Here is an 18422-nt window from a genome sequence, read left to right as displayed (position 1 = left end):
AAACTTGAGATTCCATAAAGGAAAAATAAAAAGGAGGGTCATTATGAAACGAAAACACCAACGGCTGCTTGCATCCACCATGGCTGCGGTAATGTTCGCGACAATGGTGCCGACGGCTTCGGCATCACGGCTGAACGAATTGAAATATGCTCCGGATAAGGGTATTACCGATACCATCAACTACGTCGGGCAATTGGACAGCCTGAAACGTGTGCTCTTCGTGGGTGCGCATCCTGACGATGAGACCAACTCCCTGCTGGTTTATCTCAACCGCAAGGAAGGCGCCGACGCCATTTACACAACCATCAACTGGGGCGAAGGCGGCGAGAACTCCATCGGTACAGAATTGTATGGCGCGCTGGGCGTCCTGCGTTCGCAGGAACTCAACTCCGCCCGTATGTTTGATCTGGCGGAACAGATGTACGGCGGCGCCGTTGACTTCGGCTATTCGGTCTCCTTGAAGGAATCCCTGCTGGGCGATCCGGACACCAATTCGGACGGCATTTACAGCATTGATGCGCTGGGCTACAATCTGGCCAAGATCATCCGTTCGACGCGTCCGCAGGTCATGTTCTCCAACCACAAGGCGCCGAACACGGACCACGGCCAGCACCGTGCAGTCGGCTGGTTGATCGAATACGCGATCGATCTGGCGGCGGATGACTCCTATACGATTTATGATGAGGACGGCTCCGAGCTGGAGGCATGGCAGGTACAGAAATTCTTCTCCACCACGCCGAGCCAGAGCCTGCTCAACGCCTATCCGGATGAGTTCACGGCAGTCGGTGAGAAATCCTCGAAAAACGCAACCGATTCCGATCTGGTGCTCGATCTGGGCGAGTATGACCCGATTCTCGGCATGAGCTATGACGAGTGGGGCGTTCTCGGCCGCAACATGCACAAGTGCCAGAAGATGATCGGCACGCCGACCAAGGGCGAATCCGATCGCAATTATATCCTGAAGAAAGCCGCGCCCGGCGCGGATGTATCCGGCGACTTCAGCTCCACCATTTTCGGCGGCCTGGATGTTGTGGATATCGACGATTGGGATCCGCTGGGCACCGGCTCGATTTCGTACATGACCGTTGACGATCAGCTGGATGCACAGGATGTGCTCCCGGCAGAGCAAGAGGTCAGCGAGGTTCCGGAAGAGACCGCTGAACCCGCCGAGACCGATGGCGAGGTTTCGGAAGAGCCTGCTGAACCCACCGAGACCGATGGCGAGATTCCGGAAGAGCCTGCCGAACCCGCCGAGAACGATGGCGAGATTTCGGAAGAGCCTGCCGAACCCGTCGAGAATGATGGCGAGGTTTCGGAACAGCCTGCCGAACCCGTTGAAAATGATATCGAGACTTCGGAAGACACCGGTGATACGCCTGTTGCACTGAGCGTACCGCAGGCACGCGGCGATGTTTATACGATCACGCCGGATACCGCGGTCAAGACTCTGGTGGATAACCTGAACGAGTTCCAGGATGAGTTCAGCACCAAGAACGTCACGGCCAACGCGGACAAGCTGACCACCGCCCTGAAGGCGCTGGATGTGATCGAAGCAAATCTGAGTGCAGACGATGCGGACAATCTGGAATATGCCCGCCGCATCCGCGAACACATCACCACCGTGCTCAAGGAAATCTATGCGATTGATATCGACATCAGTGTCAACGACACCGACGTAGTTCCTGGGCAGACCGTAACGGTCACGGCAACCGCATGGGCGCGCAACGCAAGCGGCGACGATGTGGTTCTGCCGAGCTCGATCAGCGATCTGCTGGTTCTGCCGTCCGGCTGGTCGATTGCAAATGAACAGCCCGCAACCGACGTTCGCTCCAACGGCAAGGTTGCCGGCAAGAAGTTCGTCTGTGAAGTAACCGTACCGGAGAGCTATAAGGAATACACCGGCCCGTACAATGCACCGTACGACGAGCCGTACACCAACGATGCGTACCCGAACGGCGGCGTGGTAGAAGGCGCGACCCCGAATACCCCGGCGCTGGCAGGTGTGGAAGATCATCAGGACCCCGCCAAGATGACGGCTGCGATGATCAAGAACCAGAACGCATATGAAGACATTGATTTCGGCGTGACGGTCAACCCGACCGATCCGTACTCTCATTCCCCGATCCGTGCGGAACTGACGGCGGAAAGCGACAATGTGTCGTACTCCATCGAAGGCGAGCCGGAAATGCGCGTCGTTCCCAAGCTGTCCCTGACGGTCAACAATGAGTCCTCCATGCTCAAGTACACCGGCAAGGATATCAACAGCACGATTGACGTTGTCATCCGCAACAACATTCCGGGCGCGACCGGTGAAGTCACCGTGACCGCGGCACCGGAAGACGCTTCCTCCGGCATCAAGGTTTCCTCCAAGACGGTCTCCATGTCCTCGGAGAACCAGACCGTTTCCGTCACTCTGGATGTGACTGTTCCGGCGGCGTACAAGGACAAGGGCACTGCTCTGGTAGTAACCGCGACCCTGCCCGATGGCGAGGCGTTCTCGGAAGGCTATCAGGTCATTGACTATGACCATATCAACACCCAGAACTACTACAAGAAGGCAGTCCAGAATGTGACCGTAGCTGAGTATCAGCTCCCGACCGACGATATCCGCATCGGCTTCCTCAAGGGCGGCAGCGACGACTTCGTATACGATTACATCCGCGGCATGTATTCTTCCACCGCTAAGGCGGACGCAAACCTCAAGGAACTGACCACTGCCGACATCACCAAGTCGGGTGCGGAACTGGCGCAGCAGTTTGACACCATCATCATCGGCAAGACCGCACTGGCGGATCAGAGCCCGGTCAGCAGCGCACTGCGCAGCGCGATGCAGAACCTGCTGGATTATGCAAACGCAGGCGGCAACCTGGTTCTGCATTATCAGAACTGGAAGCAGGACGGCATGATGCCGTTTGCACCGGTTCCGTTCACGCTGGGCAACTCCAACATCAACAAGGAAGACTGCGACGTTTATGTCAGCGATGCAGCGGCGGAGACTCCGTTCTACACCGGCATCAACAAGATCGACCTCGAGCGCGACGGCGAGCTCTCCCAGTCCTCGATCTGGGACGGCTGGACCCAGCAGCGCTGCGAATGGACTCCGGGCACGGCAGCAGCCGGCCAGGTAGAGGCCATGGAAGCACTGGGCTACACCGTACTGTTTGAAGGCCAGGATCCGGAAGGCGAGATGCGTCCTGCGATCCTGTACAAGGAAATGGAAAACGGCGGCCACTACACTTACAGCGCAGTGGTTTGGGATCGTCAGCTGCAGGCACTCACCCCGGGTGCGTACAAGCTGTATGCAAACCTGATCTCGATGGGCACCGAAGGCTCCGGTAATGTCGGTGTGACCGAAGATCCGGACGACGGCAGCGGCTCCGGCTCCGGCAGCGGCAGCAGCTCCGGCGGTTCCAGCAGCAGCGGCGGCGGTTCGTCCGTTACCGTGCAGAAGCCCTCGATCTCGACGGGCACCGGCGGCTCCGCGACGCTCTCGAGCGACGGCAAGACCCTGACCATCAAGCCGGACGCCGGCTATGAGGTCAAGGACGTCACCGTAAACGGCACTTCCAAGGGCGCTGTAACGCAGGTTGCCAACCTGAAGACCGGCGACAAGGTCGTCGTTACCTTCGCGAAGGTGGACACCGAAGGCCATAAGTGCGCAGCGTTCACCGATATCCAGAATCACTGGGGCAAGGATGCGATCTGCTACGTCGTCGAAAACGATCTGTTCAACGGCGTATCCGATACCAAGTTCGCGCCGGACAGCAGCATGACCCGCGCGATGCTGGTTACCGTTCTCTACCGTATGGAAGGCGCAAAGCATGCCGCTTCCAGCTCGTTCACCGATGTGGCAGCCAATGCGTGGTACGCAGAGGCAGTTGCATGGGCGGCGGAGAAGAACATCGTAAACGGTGTTTCCGCAACCCAGTTTGCACCGGATAACAACATCACGCGTGAGCAGATGGCAGCGATCCTGTACCGCTATGCAGAGTACAAGGGCTATGATGTTTCCAAGAGCGCGTCGCTGAATGCGTTTGCGGATGCGTCCGAAGTATCTGCATATGCAAAGGCTCCCTTCGCATGGACGGTTGCAGAAGGCCTGATCTCTGGCCGCAGCAACACAGAACTGGCACCGCAGGGTACCGCTACCCGCGCCGAGGTAGCTTCTGTGCTGATGCGTTTCCAGCAGGCACTCTGATTCTCTCTCCTTTCTCGAAAGACGGGCGATGCAAATCGCCCGTCTTTCTATCCGGAGAGTGGGCGACAAGTGAAAAAGAAAAGCTCCTGATGCAGTTTGCATCAGGAGCTTTTCTTATGGTTCATCCGGTGTGGAGGGCGAATCGGATGCGGCATTTTTGTGGCTGATGGCGTTTTTGTAATCCTTGGGTTTGATGCCGGTGGCCCGCTTGAAAATGCGGGAGAAATAGATCGGGTTGGAAATGCCGACGGCTTCCGCCACCTCGTAGGATTTCATGGAGGTGTTTTGCAGCAGCATTTTCGCCTTTTCGATGCGGACGTTTTGCAGATAGGTGCTGATGTTTTCGCCCAGCTCCTTTTTGAACAGCTTGCTCAGATAGCTGGGGCTTAAGTGTACGACGCCTGCCAGCATCTCCAGAGAAATATTGTCCGCATAGTGCTCGTCGATATAATTTTTGATGGTGAGCACCAAATGGTCCAGTTTTTCCGGGTTGCAGTTGGCCAGTTCCAGGCAACTGTCGAGAAATTCGGACAGCCGCGATTCGATACCGTCGATGTTCTGGCCGTCCAGAATATCTTCGATGGAGACGAGCGAGGCCACGCAGCTTTCCGCTTTGTGCAGAAACAATGGGCCGATGCAGAAGTTATAAATATAGATGCAGATGCCGCGGATCTCGTTAAACGGCAGGCGGCATTGGCGGATATACTGGAAAAGCGAATGCAAAAGCGACTGTGAGACGGAGAGATTCTGGTTTTCGATCGCGGCCTTCAGAAGCTTGAGGTCCTGTGTGATATGCTCCAGCGTTTCCGCACCGGTCTGCGGCAGGTCTTCATAAGAGGTTACTTGCAGATCGGTGTTGTATTCCGCGAATTTCTGCGCGCTTTTTGCCTCGCGCGCAGCCTGATGCACCTCAAACGGCCCGTTGTGCAGCAGGCTGATGCCGATGCTCAGGATGGCGCGGGTCAGGTTGCGGACGATGGCCGCGGTTTCCTTGCAGGCGCCGATGATGCTCCGGTCATCCGGCACGTTGACGACGATATAGCAGGACTTTTCGCCGGCGGGCACGGAATAGAGCTTGCAAGCGGCAAGACATTTGCCCAGGATTTTCCGGGCTTCGTCCAGACAGGAGGAGAAATCCGGGTCGGCGTCCTGATCGGGTTCGACATGGAAAAGCAGGATGTAATACTGCTGCAAGTCCAGTCCGCTCTGTGCGGTGCGCTTGCTGATGAAGGCTTCGGACAGGTGTTCGTTTTGGATCAGGTCGCGCAGCAGGATGCTTTGCTCCAGCTGCAGGTTCTGTTCGGACTGCGCCTGAATGGTGCGGTACAGTTCACGCTGCTGCTCTTCCTGATGGATCATTTGGATGGCTTTGCGCACCGCGTTGGTGAGCTGTTCGATAGAGGTGGGTTTGAGCACGAAATCCACCACATGATATTGGATGGCCTTTTGCGCGTATTCAAAATCAGGAAATCCGGTCAGGATAATGATTTTGATGTTCGGATAGGTAACGGAAACCCGTTCGGCAAGCTGCATGCCGTCCATGCCCGGCATGCGGATATCGCTGATGATGATATCGGGCTGCACGTCCGGGATGCATTCGAACGCTTCCGTGCCGTCACGGACTTCTGCGGCCACTTCGCAGCCCAATGCATTCCAGTCGATACAATGCATCAGTCCGTGACGGATGACGGCTTCATTGTCAACAATCAAAACTTTGAGCATAAAAATCCCTCTATATTATGCGAATCATACGTTGGATGTGTCATGCGGCAGCGTCAGCAAGGCTTCGGTGCCCTTGCCGGGCGTGCTGTGGATTTGCAGACCGTATTCTTTGCCGTACAGCAGCCGAATCCGTCGGTGGATGTTGGATAAAGCGATGTTGTTGTGCGAATCCGTGCCGGTATCCGACAGGGGGACGGCTGCGGTGTCAAAGCCGATGCCGTCATCGACGACCTGTACATGGATCGCGTCGCTTTCCTCCCAGATCCAGACTCGTACCGAACCGCCGCCGCGTTTGTTCTCCAATCCGTGGGTGACGCTGTTTTCCACCAGCGGCTGTATGGTCAATTTGGGAAGATAGTATTGCAGAATGTCCTCCTCGTAACTGACTTCGTAGATCAACTGGTCGCCAAACCGTTCTTTTTGCAGCTCGAGATAGTACTTCACATAGCGCAGTTCCTGCGCATAGGTCACTTTCTGCTGGTTTTTATAAAGAATATTGGAGCGCAGCAGCTGCGCCAGATTGGTCACCATATGGCTGATTTCCGGCTGTCCGGCCACCATGCAGCGCATGTTGATGGTTTCAAGCACATTGAAAATAAAGTGGGGGCTGATCTGGGATTCCAGCAGCTTGAATTCCGCATCCCGCAGCAGTCTGCCCTTGTCGTATACCTCCTGAAACAGCTCTTCCAGCCGGTCGGCCATGCCGTTGAAGGCGTGGATGATGCTTTCAGTTTCCTGATAGGAGGAATCCTCCATGCGCACGGAGAGATCGCCGGCCGCCATCTGGTTCATGGAACCGATCATGCGGCGGAGCGGGCGGGTGAGCAAGTGATAAAAACTCAAACCCGCGATCAGGGTGATGAGCAAGGCGAGGATCACATAACCGGAATAGAAATAGAGGATATCGCGGATCGGGGCGAGAATCTCGTCGTATGGAATGAGCACATAGGCGGAGATGTTACCGCTGGGGCAGAAGTTCTGCACCAGAAACTGTTTGCTGGAACGGCTGGACAGATCCGAGACGGTATCCCCGACGGCAAAGGACTGCTGCTGCGTATTTTCAAAGGAGGTGTACAGGACCTTACCGTCGCCGTTGACCAGAAGAATGGACGCGCTGGGGTAAAGGGACGTCAGAAATTCGCTTTGCATCAGCTGTTGGGGATCGATCTCGAACAGGATTTTGCCGAGCGGTTCCATGGTGTCCAGATCAATGTAGTCCGAAATGCAATAGGCATAAGAAGGGTACTCCGGAAACACTTCCAGAGAAGTGATCGAGTTTTTGTCCTTGAGCTGTTCGTATACCGCGCGGATGCGCTGCGTCGAGGCAGAGTAAATACTGCTGCGGAACATGGTCAGAAACCGGCGGTCGTCCTTGAAAATGCAGACGCCGGTCAGGCAGTCCTGCATCCATGCGGAATTATACATCAGCATACGGCTGAGGTCATCCTCTATTTGACGCCGCGTAACGGCATCCGGTGCCACATCAGCCTGCATGATATCGCGGACGGTACGGTTGCTGACCATATAATAGGTGCTGTTGCGCAGCGCGTTGATGGTCAGATCGGTTCGTTTCATCGCTTGAGATAGATAAAAATCCGCCGTATCTTCGGCGGAAGACTTCATTTGCTGGGAGATATTCAGCGAAAAGTAGATGAGCGAAAAAGCGACTGGCATGATGGACAAAAATACAAATAATCCCAACGCAAAAGCGCTTAGAGACCGCCTTTTCATTCAATTCCTCCTTATGTTATCACTTTTAATGCTATTTTATCATACTTTTACAAAGCACGCGCTGCCGCAGGATTAAGACAGCCAATTTGTATTACATTTGTGCAAAAAAGTATTATTTTTTTCTCGTCAATGCATGAAAAACCGGATTTGGGAAAAGCAGGGCGGAAAAAGACAAAATAATGTGCAAAACCATCAAATTAGTGCATTCCGAAACCAAGGGTATTTATATATAATATACAAAAACAAAGGAGGAAACCTAGGTAAATCAACAGTTGTAAGGAGGAAGAAACATGAAAAAAAGGATCACTGCATTATGTCTGGTATCTGCAATGGCAGTTACGATGCTTGCCGGCTGTGGGGGAGACACAGCAAAACAGGGAAGCAGCGAAGCAGAAGGCACAGGCGAAGAAATCGTCATTAACTATCCAACCTTCCAGTGCGGCGTCAACACGGCGGCTCCGGTTGTCGATCAGTTGATCAGTGAATTCAACGAGCAGTACGCCGGCAAGTACCGCATCGAGAAGGAAGAAGTCCCGGGCGATCAGAACTACATTGACAAAATCAAGGTACAGCTCGGCACGGGCGATCTGCCTCCGGTGGTTTACGGCGGCGGCTACAACCTCCTCGATCTGGCGCTGGCCAAGGACGTGGTCGTTGACCTGACCGACGCGGTCAACAGCGATCCCGAGTGGAAGGAACTGTACACGGATGCTGCGATGACCACCAACAGCCGTGACGGCAAGATCTATGCTTCCTCGTCCGAAGGCAACCTGGTCGGTTACTTCTATAATAAGGAACTGTTTGCGAAAGCCGGTCTGTCCGGCCCGGCAACGACCTGGGATGAGTTCTGGGATCAGTGCGATAAGCTGAAGGCTGCGGGCATCACCCCGCTGGCGCTGGATACGGCCGACTCCGCTTGGGTCACTTCGCTCTGGATGGGCGCGCTGGTCGCGGCAGAGGGCGACGATGCCGTTGCCTTCCTCAAGCAGATGACGCCTGACGATTACAACAATCCGGCCATGATCAAGGCAGCCGGCGAAGTGCAGAAGATGCTGCAGGAGTACACCACGAAGGACGCGATCGGCGGCAAGTATGAGCATGCAGCGAACAACTTCCTGTCCGAGCAGGCAGCGATGATCGCAAACGGCCCGTGGATGATGAGCGATTTCTCGGATGAGACCAAGGCGGCTCCCGGCTTTGCCGATAAGGTCGGCGTAGCGATCTATCCGGGCAGCTTCGTTTACGACGCTCCGATTCAGGGCTACTTTGTCACCAAACAGGATGATCCGGCGCTGGAAGAAGCCGCGATCGAAATGGTGAAGTTCTTTACCAGCGAGCATGCACAGCAGGTTGCGCTGGAAGTGCAGGGCATGGTCCCGGCGTCCTCCAAGGTTGAGATCACCGAGAAGGCCAAGGAAGCTTATCCGCTGCTGGCGGAGTTCCTGGATCTCGCAGCCACCGCTAAGGTTCGCACCGATAACCTGCAGGCAACCATGTATCCGAACCTGCTTGACGTCGTATCGCAGGAACTGCCGCGCCTGGCTTCCGGCGAAATCACGCCTGAGCAGTATTGCCAGATCCTGACTGAGAACGCACAGAAGAATTAAAGATTCTTTTGGATCCTGAGAGGAGCCCGTCTGAGGACGGGCTCTTCCTGTCCGGGCAATCGATAGAAAGGACACTGAGAAAGGACATTGCGTCATGAAAACAAAAAAAGTTTGGATCCCGATTTTTCTTGCGCCGGCGGTGATCCTGTTCCTGCTGATTTACGCCGTGCCGCTGGTAATGGTATTTGTCACTTCGCTGTGCGAATACCGGCTCTCATCCGACCACATGCAGTTTATCGGACTGCAAAATTACATCACCCTGTTTCACGATGCCAACTTCCGGCAGGCGCTGGCCAACACCGTGATCTGGATCCTGATCCACTGCACTGTGCATGTCGGCCTGGGCGTCTTTATCGCTCTCATCCTCTATAAAAAGCCGCGCGGCTGGAAATTCGTCCGCACCGCCTATATGGTGCCCAGCATCATTTCCAACGCGGCGATGGCAACCATTTTCGTCAATATTTTCAACCCGCAGTTCGGTGTGGTCAACTCCATCCTGACCAAATTGGGACTGGAAAACCTGACCCATAACTGGCTGATGGAAACATCAACCGCGTTTCCGTCGGTGACCATGATCTGGACATTGTTTGCCGGCTATACCACCACGCTTGTGCTGGCGGAAGCGCTGACGGTCAACGAATCGGTGATCGAAGCGGCGCGTGTGGACGGCGCCTCCAATTTCCAGATCGATGTGCTGATTATGCTGCCCTTGCTGCGCAAGATCATCGGCACGACTATGGTCATGGCGGCAACCTATATGCTGCAGATGTTTGACCTCATTTATATTACGACCAACGGCGGTCCCGGCCGCGCGACGACCAATCTGCCGCTGCTGCTGTACGGCACCTTCATGTCGGAAAACAACTACGGCTATGCCAACACGATCGGCGTGATGATCATTGTCTTGGGTACGATTGCAATGGTAATCATAAACAAGACGCTCAAGGTCGGCCAGGAAGATTATTGAGGAGGCTTTGCAATGAATAGAACTTGGGGGCAGTTGACCAACAGAGGCCGCCTGCTGATGATTTTGAAATATATATTTCTGGCGCTGTGCGTGATCGTTGCATTATTTCCGATCGTTTGGGTTGTCATGTCTTCCTTTAAAACCAATGCGGAAATCCTGACCGACGGAATTTCGCTTCCCACCAGTTTCAAGTTCACCGGATATGAACAGGCGATCGCAATTTCGCCGATTCTGAAGTATTTTGTCAACAGTGTCATCATCAGCAGCGTGGCAACCGTGGCCAATGTGCTGTTTCTGGCCATGGCGGCGTACGTTTTTGCGCGGTGCCAGTTCCGGGGCAAGAATATTCTGTTCTGGCTGCTGTCGCTGTCCATGGTTGTGCCGATGACCGCGCTGCTCAACCCGGTGTATCTCGTCATCAACAATCTGGGCTTGACGGACACCAAAACCGGACTGATTCTGGTATACACCGCGCTGAATCTGCCGATGTCGCTGCTGATTTTGCGCAGTACCTTCCTCTCCATCCCCAGAAGTCTGGAAGAAGCGGCGTATGTGGACGGCGCGGGCTTTGTCCGCACGTTCTTCCAGATCATGCTGCCCTGCGCCAAGGGCGGTCTGGCGAGCGCTGCCGTGCTGGCATTTTTGAACAACTGGAATGAATTCACCTTTGCGTTGATCCTGACGAGCGGACAGGATGCCCGTACGCTTCCGCTGTCGCTGAGCTATTTCACGTCGCAGTTCAGCTTTAACTATACCGCCATGTTCGCGGCGATCACGATCGCCGTCATCCCCAGCATTGTGATATTCGCATTGTTCCAGGAACAGGTAGTATCCAGCCTGACGGCAGGCGCGGTCAAAGAATGAGAAGGAGCGATAACATATGGCAGGCATTACATTCAAGCATGTAAAAAAGGTATATCCGGGCGGGGTCGAGGTTATCCCCGACCTGAATCTGGAGATCAAGGATAAAGAGTTCGTCATTCTGGTCGGGCCGTCCGGCTGCGGCAAATCGACCACCCTGCGCATGATCGCGGGTCTGGAGGATATCACGGAAGGCGAGCTGTTCATCGGCGACCGGCTGGTCAACGGGGTCGCGCCGAAGGACCGCGATATTGCGATGGTGTTCCAGAACTATGCCCTGTATCCGCATATGACTGTATATAAAAACATCGCGTTCGGCTTGTCGCTGCGCAAAATGCCCAAGGACGAGATCGACCGCAAGGTGCACGAGGCAGCGCGCGTGCTCGATCTGGAGCCGCTGCTTGACCGCAAGCCCAAGGCGCTTTCCGGCGGCCAGCGGCAGCGCGTGGCACTGGGCCGCGCCATGGTGCGCAATCCGGCGGTCTTTCTGCTGGACGAGCCGCTGTCCAACCTGGACGCCAAGCTGCGCACCGCGATGCGCAGCGAGATCATCCGGCTGCACAAGCGGCTGGACACCACGTTCGTCTATGTCACGCACGATCAGACCGAAGCGATGACCATGGGCGACCGCATCGTGGTCATGAAGGACGGCATCATCCAGCAGGCGGATACGCCGCAGAACCTGTATGATTATCCGTGCAATCTGTTTGTGGCCGGCTTCATCGGGTCGCCGCAGATGAACTTCATCGACGCGCAGCTGCGCAAGGAAAACGACCGGTATTTCATCGATTTTCTGGGCTTCAGCATCCCGGTGCCCGAGGGCAAGGCCGATCAAGCCGTGCTGGACAAGTATGTGGGTGTGGACGTGGTGCTCGGCATCCGTCCGGAGGACCTGCACACAGAGGAGATTTTCCTCGAGGCCAGCGCGGACAGCATTGTACACGCGGATATCGACATTGCCGAGTTGATGGGTTCGGAGATCTACTTATATCTGGAGTGCAAGGGCACCAAGCTGATCGCACGCGTGCCGGCGCGCTTCCGCGGACAGGCCGGTGAGCAGGCGACGTTTGCGTTGGACAAAAACAAAATGCACCTGTTTGACAAGGAAACGCAGTGGGAAATCTTCCACTGAGCATATCACACGCAAGACAGACAACAAAAAAGCAGCCGCAGAGAACCTGCGGCTGCTTTTTTGCGCAGCACCGGAAGGGGAGTATCCCTGTGCAACGCTTGCTTCGAGCAGCGTTGCCATAAACCAGTCCAAATTGAGCACGAACATTTCGCGCATGCGGGCGTCTTTCTTGCTGTCGGATGGCAGCTTTTCCGCGCGGCGGCAGGTGGCGAGATAGTGTTCGCGGACAAATGCCGCGCCGTCCTGCACCACGCCGGGCGCGAGCAGGCCGAGCCGCAGATCGACCGAGCGCGACCACGGGAAGGTGTCCTCAAACAAAATCTCCTCGCGGTGATACCACGGATAGCCGCCGAACAGCTCGTCGGCGCACTCGCCGGACAGGCACACGGTCGTGCCGCCGTTTTTGACCGCCGCGCAGAACAGCAGCAGCGACGAATCCACGTCCGCCATGCCGGGCAGGTCGCGCGCGTCGGTCGCGGGCAGCAGCGCGGCGCACAGGGCGTCCGGCTCGATGACGACGTTGTGGTGCTCGGTGCCGAGCGCATCGACCATCATCTGGATGAATTCGTTATCGCTGTTGGGCTGGAAGCTGTTTTTGGTGAAATACTTGTCGTTGTCGCGGTAATCGACCGACCAGGTGCGCAGCGTTTCGCCGCGCGCGGCGTAATTTTTGGCGGCAAGCATGGACAGGATGGACGAATCCAGTCCGCCGGACAAAAAGCAGGCGAGCGGGACGTCCGAGACCAGCTGCCGCTGCGTGGCGTCGCAGATCAGCTCGTGCGTGCGCGCGATCGTGGCGCCCAGATCGTCCGGATGCTCGTGCGCTTCCAGCTTCCAGTAAGTACGGTCGGCATAGCCCTCGGGGGTGAGTTCGGCCCAGTGCCCGGGCAGCAGGGATTCGATCTGCCGGAACACACCGGATGCGGGCGGGCGCGCGGGGCCGAGCAGCAGCACGGCGCGCAGACCGTCCGCATCGACCTCGGGTTCGACCGCCGGATGGCACAGCACGGTGCCGATCGTCGAGCCGAACACCAGTCCGCCGTGCACGCGCGCGACGAACAGGGGCTTAACGCCCAGCCGGTCGCGGCACAGGATGAGCCGCCGCTCCTTCTTCTGCCAGAGGGCAAAGGCGAAAATGCCGTTGAGGCGCTCGAAGGCGTCCGTGTCCCACTCGAGAAAGGCGTGCAGCAGCACTTCGGTGTCCGAGTGGCCGCGGAAGGTGTGCCCGCGGGCGAGTAGGTCGTTTCGTATTTCTTCGGTATTATATAACTCTCCGTTATATACCAGCACGGTATTCCCGTCCGGTGCGTACATAGGCTGCGCACCGCCGTCCGGGTCGATGACGATCAGGCGGCGGTGCACGAGAACCGCGTCCTCATCCTGATATTCGCCTGCCGCGTCCGGGCCGCGCGGCGTCAGGCTGCGCTGCATGCGCTTTGCCGCCGACGCATAGCGGCGCGCGTCGTGTTCGTAATCGACAAAGCCGCCGATTCCACACATATGCTTCTCCTCCTTTATCGATACGCTTTCCTTGCTTCTTATGCACAGAAGGCGCGGAATATGTGAAAAACGCGAAAAACATGCGGCGGGAACCGACGGAAAGTTATACAAATCGGAAACAAAAGACGGGATTTCACGCGGCGTAAAATCCCGAACGGCGAGCGAAAAAAGCGGGCCGAAATTCTCACGCAAAAGTCTGTTAAATCCTTGACATATTCCCGGCAACCGGTATAATATAAGTAGACATGCTCCAAAGTAGGGTGTTGGCTCAGGCCACAGCGCTCCGGCCCATGGGCATCGGGCGCTGTGTTTTTCTGTACACCCGCGAATATTTTTTGGGAGGTATATGGCATGGATTTTAGGCTTACAAAAGAAGAAGCACTGTTCCAGAAGATGTGCCGTGAGTTCGCGCTTAACGAAGTAGAGCCGCTCGCAGCAGAGATCGACGAGCAGGAGCGCTATCCGGAAGAGACTGTCCAGAAGCTGATGAAGTACGGCCTGATGGGCATTCAGTTCCCGAAGGAAGTCGGCGGCTCCGGCGGTAACTACATCTGCTATTCGATCGCAATCGAAGAGATGAGCCGCGTTTGCGCGACCACCGGCGGCATCATGTCCGCTCATGGCACGCTGGGCGCTTGGCCGATCTACGCGTTCGGTACCGAAGAGCAGAAGGAAAAGTGGCTGCGCCCGCTGATCGAGCCCAAGGAAGGCGCGAAGATCGGCGCATTCGGCCTGACCGAGCCGAACGCGGGCACTGACTCCGCTGCACAGCAGAGCGTTGCTGTCAAGCAGCCGGACGGTTCCTACATCCTCAACGGCACCAAGGTGTTCATCACCGGCGGCGGCCGCGCGGATACTTACGTTGTTTTCGCCATGACCGATAAGTCCAAGGGCAACAAGGGCATTTCCGCCTTCATCGTTGACAAGGACGATCCGGGCTTCTCCATCGGCAAGATCGAGCACAAGATGGGCATCCGTGGTTCTCAGACCGCTGAGCTGATCTTTGAAGACGTGCATCTGCCGGCTGACCGTCTGCTCGGCAAGGAGAACGGCGGCTTTAAGATTGCTATGATGACGCTGGACGGCGGCCGTATCGGTATCGCTTCTCAGGCACTCGGCATCGCGCAGGGCGCTCTGGATAAGGCGATCCAGTACATGAAGGAGCGCGTTCAGTTCGGCAGAACGCTGGACAAGTTCCAGGGCCTGCAGTGGATGGTAGCCGATATGTACACCCAGATCGATGCTGCTCGTCTACTGGTTCGCCGCGCTGCGTTCAACCACGACGTTGGTCTGCCGTTCACCAAGGAAGCTGCTATGGCGAAGCTGTACGCTTCTGAGGTTGCAATGGACGTTACCACCAAGTGCGTTCAGATCTACGGCGGCTACGGTTACATCCGTGAGTACCCGATGGAGCGCATGATGCGTGACGCCAAGATCACCGAGATCTACGAAGGCACTTCTCAGGTTCAGAGAATGGTCATCGCTGGTCAGGTTCTGCGCTAAGGATAAGGAGGAAAACTGAACTATGAAGGCTATTGTTTGTGTAAAGCAGGTTCCGGATACCTCCGGTAAGGTTGCAGTCAATCCGGATGGCACCCTGAACCGCGCATCCATGCAGACCATCACCAACCCGGACGACCTCAACGCGGTTGAGGCTGCCCTCAAGCTCAAGGACGAGACCGGCTGCAAGGTTGTCGTTGTCACCATGGGCCCGGCGCCGGCAGAAGGCATGCTCCGCGAGCTGATCGCGCGCGGCGCGGACGAAGGCGTTCTGGTTTCCGCTCGTGAGTTCGGCGGTTCGGATACCTTTGCTACCTCCCAGATTCTCGCGGCTGCGATCAACAAGATCGGCCTCGAGGACGACGACATCGTATTCTGCGGCCGTCAGGCAATCGACGGCGATACCGCGCAGGTAGGCTCTCAGATCGCTGAGAAGCTGCACATTCCGCAGATTTCCTACGCTGCCGACATCAAGAAGGAAGGCAACACCGTCACCGTTAAGCGTATGCTCGAGGACGGCTACATGACCATCCAGACCCAGACTCCCTGCCTGCTGACCTGCATCAAGGAGCTGAACGCACCGCGTTACATGTCTCTGGGCGGCATCATGGATTGCTACTCCAAGCCGGTTACCGTTTATGATTACAACACCCTCAAGGACGATCCGCTGATCGATCCCACCACCATCGGCCTGAAGGGTTCTCCCACCAACATCTTCAAGTCCTTTACGCCCCCGCAGAAGGGCCAGGGCAAGATGCTCGAGGGCGCTGACAAGACCACTTGCGAGACCCTCGCTGCTGAGCTTCTGAAGAAGCACATCATCTGATCGAAAGGAGAAACTATAATGGCTGATTTCAATAACACCAACCTCGCCGATTTTTCCGGCGTATGGGTATTTTGTGAACAGCGCCAGGGCAAGCTCCAGCCGACCGTGCTTGAGCTGATCTCCGAGGCGCGCAAGCTGGCGGACGACATGGGCGTCGAGGTATGCGGCCTGCTGCTGGGCGGCAAGGGCGTAGGCGACTCCATGGTCAAGGAACTGGGCGCTTACGGCGCGGACAAGGTCCTTGTTTGCGAGAACGACCTGCTCGAGACCTACACCACCGATGCATACGCAAAGGTGATCTGCGATACCGTTATGGCCAAGAAGCCGGAGATCCTGCTGATCGCGGCAACCAACATCGGCCGTGACCTGGGTCCGCGCTGCGCAGCTCGCCTGCACACCGGCCTGACCGCGGACTGCACGCACCTCGACGTTGACGTTGAGAAGTACGCTGCCTTCCTGAAGGAAGCTTCCACCCTGCCGGAAGCACAGATCGACGCGCTTGATCGTGCGGACCGCAACCTGAAGATGACCCGTCCGGCATTCGGCGGCCACCTGATGGCGACCATCATCTGCCCGCGCTTCCGTCCCCAGATGGCGACCGTTCGTCCGGGCGTTCTGAAGAAGGGCGAGTACAACGAAGCGAAGGCAAACGCGGTTGTTGTCGAGAAGGTTGAGGCACAGCTGTCCGAGGCAGATCTCCAGACCAAGGTTCTGGAAGTTGTCAAGGAAGCCAAGGAGCTCGTTGACCTGACCGGCGCAGACGTTGTCGTTTCCGTTGGCCGTGGTATCTCCAAGGACGTTGAGACCGGCATCAAGCTGGCGGAAGAGCTGGCTGGCCTGTTCGGCGGCGTTGTCGGCGGTTCCCGTGCAGCGATCGACTCTGGCTGGCTGACTGCCGACCATCAGGTTGGCCAGACCGGCAAGACCGTACATCCGAAGCTGTATGTTGCGCTGGGCATCTCCGGTGCGATCCAGCACAAGGCTGGCATGCAGGATTCCGAGTGCATCGTAGCGGTCAACAAGTCTGACTCCGCTCCGATCTTCGACGTAGCTGACTACGGCATCTGCGGCGACCTGTTCAAGGTTGTTCCGATGATGATCGACGCGATCAAGGCTGCAAAGGCTTCCAAGTAAGTCTGGGTTGTAACCAAAAAAGAAAGAGCCTGTCCTAACGGACAGGCTCTTTTTTGTTGGAAAAAGGGCAAGAAAAGGGCAGTGTAACATCCGATCATAAAATGCAAGGAGTTGATTTTGTATTTTGACCTCGATTCTGCGGCTTTGGCCCACATGAGGATTGGGTGCCCCTATCCATAAAGCAAAACGCCTGAAAGCAGCGCTTTCAGGCGTTATTGTTTTCCGGAGTACCGGATGTTTGGTATTTCGCGTTTATGCTAAAACTTAGCCCTGCGAAATAGCGCCTACCGGGCAGGTACCTGCGCAAGAACCGCAATCGATGCAAGCGTCTGCATTGATCTCGTACTTGCCGTCGCCCTCAGCAATAGCGCCTACCGGGCACTCGCCCGCGCAAGAACCACAGCTGATGCAAGCGTCGCTAATAACATATGCCATTGGTATTGCACCTCCAATTGAATTCTACACATTTATTGTAACACAAGAACAAAAAAAAGCAACAAAAAGCATAAGTTAGCGATGAGTAACTTTTGGCAAAAGAATTCAAAAGTCAGGAGGTTAAAAAACTGAGAAAAAAAGAGATATCATTAGAAAAAAAGAGATTGCAACGTTTTTGCAAATCATAAATCCGGCAAATGGTCAGAAATGGTCAGAAAATTCCGTTGCGTTTTGGCCCGGAATTTCCTATAATATAGACAAAGGTCAGGAAAGGTCAGAAAGAGGACCGAGACCGAAGGAGGTGTTCACATGAAAATGTCGGATGTCATAGCCGATTTCATCGGCGAAATGCTCTCGTCAGGCGGCGGCGTAGCCGAAGTGCAGCGCAAAAGTCTGGCGGACCGTTTTTCGTGTGTGCCAAGCCAGATCAACTATGTGATTGAGACACGCTTCACGCCGGAACACGGGTATCTGGTCGAAAGTCAGCGCGGCGGCGGCGGTTACATCCGCATCGTGCGGCTGATGGACGACAAGCAGCGCACGCTGCTGGAGGCGGCCCGCGGCATTGGCGGCAGGCTGACGCAGAACGACGCGGCGCGGCTGACACGCACGCTGCTGTCGGCGGACCTGCTGAGCCAGCGCGAAGCGCAGCTGCTGCTCTCCGCGTGCTCGGACGGTGCGCTGGCCGAGGTGGAAAAAACCGACCGCGACCGGTTGCGCGCCGCGATCTTCCGATGCGCGGTCATGGGCATTGCAACCTCATAAAACAGTCAAAACAATCCATTGATATACATTCTCGAAAGGAGAAA

12 protein-coding genes and 1 pseudogene are annotated in these 18422 nt (G+C 56.1%); 9 read left to right on the top strand and 4 right to left on the bottom strand.

What is annotated here, in order from left to right; genetic code table 11:
• Nucleotides 1–43: 43 nt before the first annotated feature.
• Nucleotides 44–4198, top strand: coding sequence for an S-layer homology domain-containing protein (locus EJL02_RS10085; RefSeq protein WP_164510379.1), 4155 nt, complete (start codon nucleotides 44–46; stop codon nucleotides 4196–4198).
• Between the two features lie 114 nt (nucleotides 4199–4312).
• Here the strand turns inward: EJL02_RS10085 and EJL02_RS10080 are convergent, their stop codons facing one another.
• Both EJL02_RS10080 and EJL02_RS10075 read right to left on the bottom strand, forming a co-directional pair.
• Nucleotides 4313–5920 (bottom strand): response regulator, encoded by a 1608-nt coding sequence (locus EJL02_RS10080; RefSeq protein WP_125116283.1) that lies wholly within the window; start codon nucleotides 5918–5920, stop codon nucleotides 4313–4315.
• 24 nt (nucleotides 5921–5944) lie between these two features.
• On the bottom strand, nucleotides 5945–7651 hold the full coding sequence (locus EJL02_RS10075) for a sensor histidine kinase (RefSeq protein WP_125116282.1): 1707 nt from the start codon (nucleotides 7649–7651) through the stop codon (nucleotides 5945–5947).
• 290 nt (nucleotides 7652–7941) lie between these two features.
• On the opposite strand from EJL02_RS10075, the gene EJL02_RS10070 reads away from it, so the two are divergent.
• The 4 genes from EJL02_RS10070 to EJL02_RS10055 all read left to right on the top strand — a co-directional run bounded on the left by EJL02_RS10070 (nucleotide 7942) and on the right by EJL02_RS10055 (nucleotide 12218).
• Complete coding sequence (locus EJL02_RS10070) at nucleotides 7942–9258, top strand: ABC transporter substrate-binding protein (protein ID WP_125116281.1); 1317 nt, start codon at nucleotides 7942–7944, stop codon at nucleotides 9256–9258.
• A gap of 94 nt (nucleotides 9259–9352) precedes the next feature.
• The gene (locus tag EJL02_RS10065; protein ID WP_125116280.1) at nucleotides 9353–10225 is read left to right on the top strand and encodes a carbohydrate ABC transporter permease; all 873 of its coding nucleotides are present in this window, start codon (nucleotides 9353–9355) and stop codon (nucleotides 10223–10225) included.
• A 12-nt stretch (nucleotides 10226–10237) separates the two neighbouring features.
• Nucleotides 10238–11089, top strand: coding sequence for a carbohydrate ABC transporter permease (locus EJL02_RS10060; protein WP_125116279.1), 852 nt, complete (start codon nucleotides 10238–10240; stop codon nucleotides 11087–11089).
• Between the two features lie 16 nt (nucleotides 11090–11105).
• Nucleotides 11106–12218, top strand: a complete 1113-nt coding sequence (locus EJL02_RS10055; protein WP_125116278.1) for an ABC transporter ATP-binding protein — start codon at nucleotides 11106–11108, stop codon at nucleotides 12216–12218.
• A 108-nt stretch (nucleotides 12219–12326) separates the two neighbouring features.
• Here the strand turns inward: EJL02_RS10055 and asnB are convergent.
• Nucleotides 12327–13718 (bottom strand): annotated as a pseudogene (gene asnB / locus EJL02_RS10050) (asparagine synthase (glutamine-hydrolyzing)); the annotation flags it as partial.
• A gap of 351 nt (nucleotides 13719–14069) precedes the next feature.
• Between asnB and EJL02_RS10045 the strand changes: the two are divergent.
• The 3 genes from EJL02_RS10045 to acrA are packed head-to-tail and all read left to right on the top strand — an operon-like array spanning nucleotide 14070 to nucleotide 17178.
• The gene (locus tag EJL02_RS10045; RefSeq protein ID WP_125116277.1) at nucleotides 14070–15221 is read left to right on the top strand and encodes an acyl-CoA dehydrogenase; all 1152 of its coding nucleotides are present in this window, start codon (nucleotides 14070–14072) and stop codon (nucleotides 15219–15221) included.
• 22 nt (nucleotides 15222–15243) lie between these two features.
• Nucleotides 15244–16044, top strand: coding sequence for an acryloyl-CoA reductase electron transfer subunit gamma (gene acrB / locus EJL02_RS10040; RefSeq protein WP_125116276.1), 801 nt, complete (start codon nucleotides 15244–15246; stop codon nucleotides 16042–16044).
• Between the two features lie 18 nt (nucleotides 16045–16062).
• A complete protein-coding gene (acrA, locus tag EJL02_RS10035; protein ID WP_125115232.1) occupies nucleotides 16063–17178 on the top strand; it encodes an acryloyl-CoA reductase electron transfer subunit beta in 1116 nt (371 codons plus the stop codon).
• A 264-nt stretch (nucleotides 17179–17442) separates the two neighbouring features.
• Here acrA and EJL02_RS10030 read toward each other — a convergent pair whose 3' ends face one another.
• Nucleotides 17443–17613 carry a DUF362 domain-containing protein gene (locus EJL02_RS10030; protein WP_125116275.1) on the bottom strand — a complete coding sequence of 57 codons (171 nt, stop codon included), beginning with the start codon at nucleotides 17611–17613 and terminating at the stop codon, nucleotides 17443–17445.
• 309 nt (nucleotides 17614–17922) lie between these two features.
• Here EJL02_RS10030 and EJL02_RS10025 point away from each other — a divergent pair, with 309 nt between their 5' ends.
• Nucleotides 17923–18378: a CtsR family transcriptional regulator gene (locus EJL02_RS10025; RefSeq protein ID WP_125116274.1), complete on the top strand. Its 456-nt coding sequence runs from the start codon at nucleotides 17923–17925 to the stop codon at nucleotides 18376–18378.
• The last annotated feature ends 44 nt before the right edge of the window (nucleotides 18379–18422 follow it).

Source organism: Agathobaculum sp. Marseille-P7918, from assembly GCF_900625105.1.
GTDB lineage: Bacteria > Bacillota > Clostridia > Oscillospirales > Butyricicoccaceae > Agathobaculum.
This window is presented reverse-complemented; position numbering and strand designations above follow the sequence as displayed.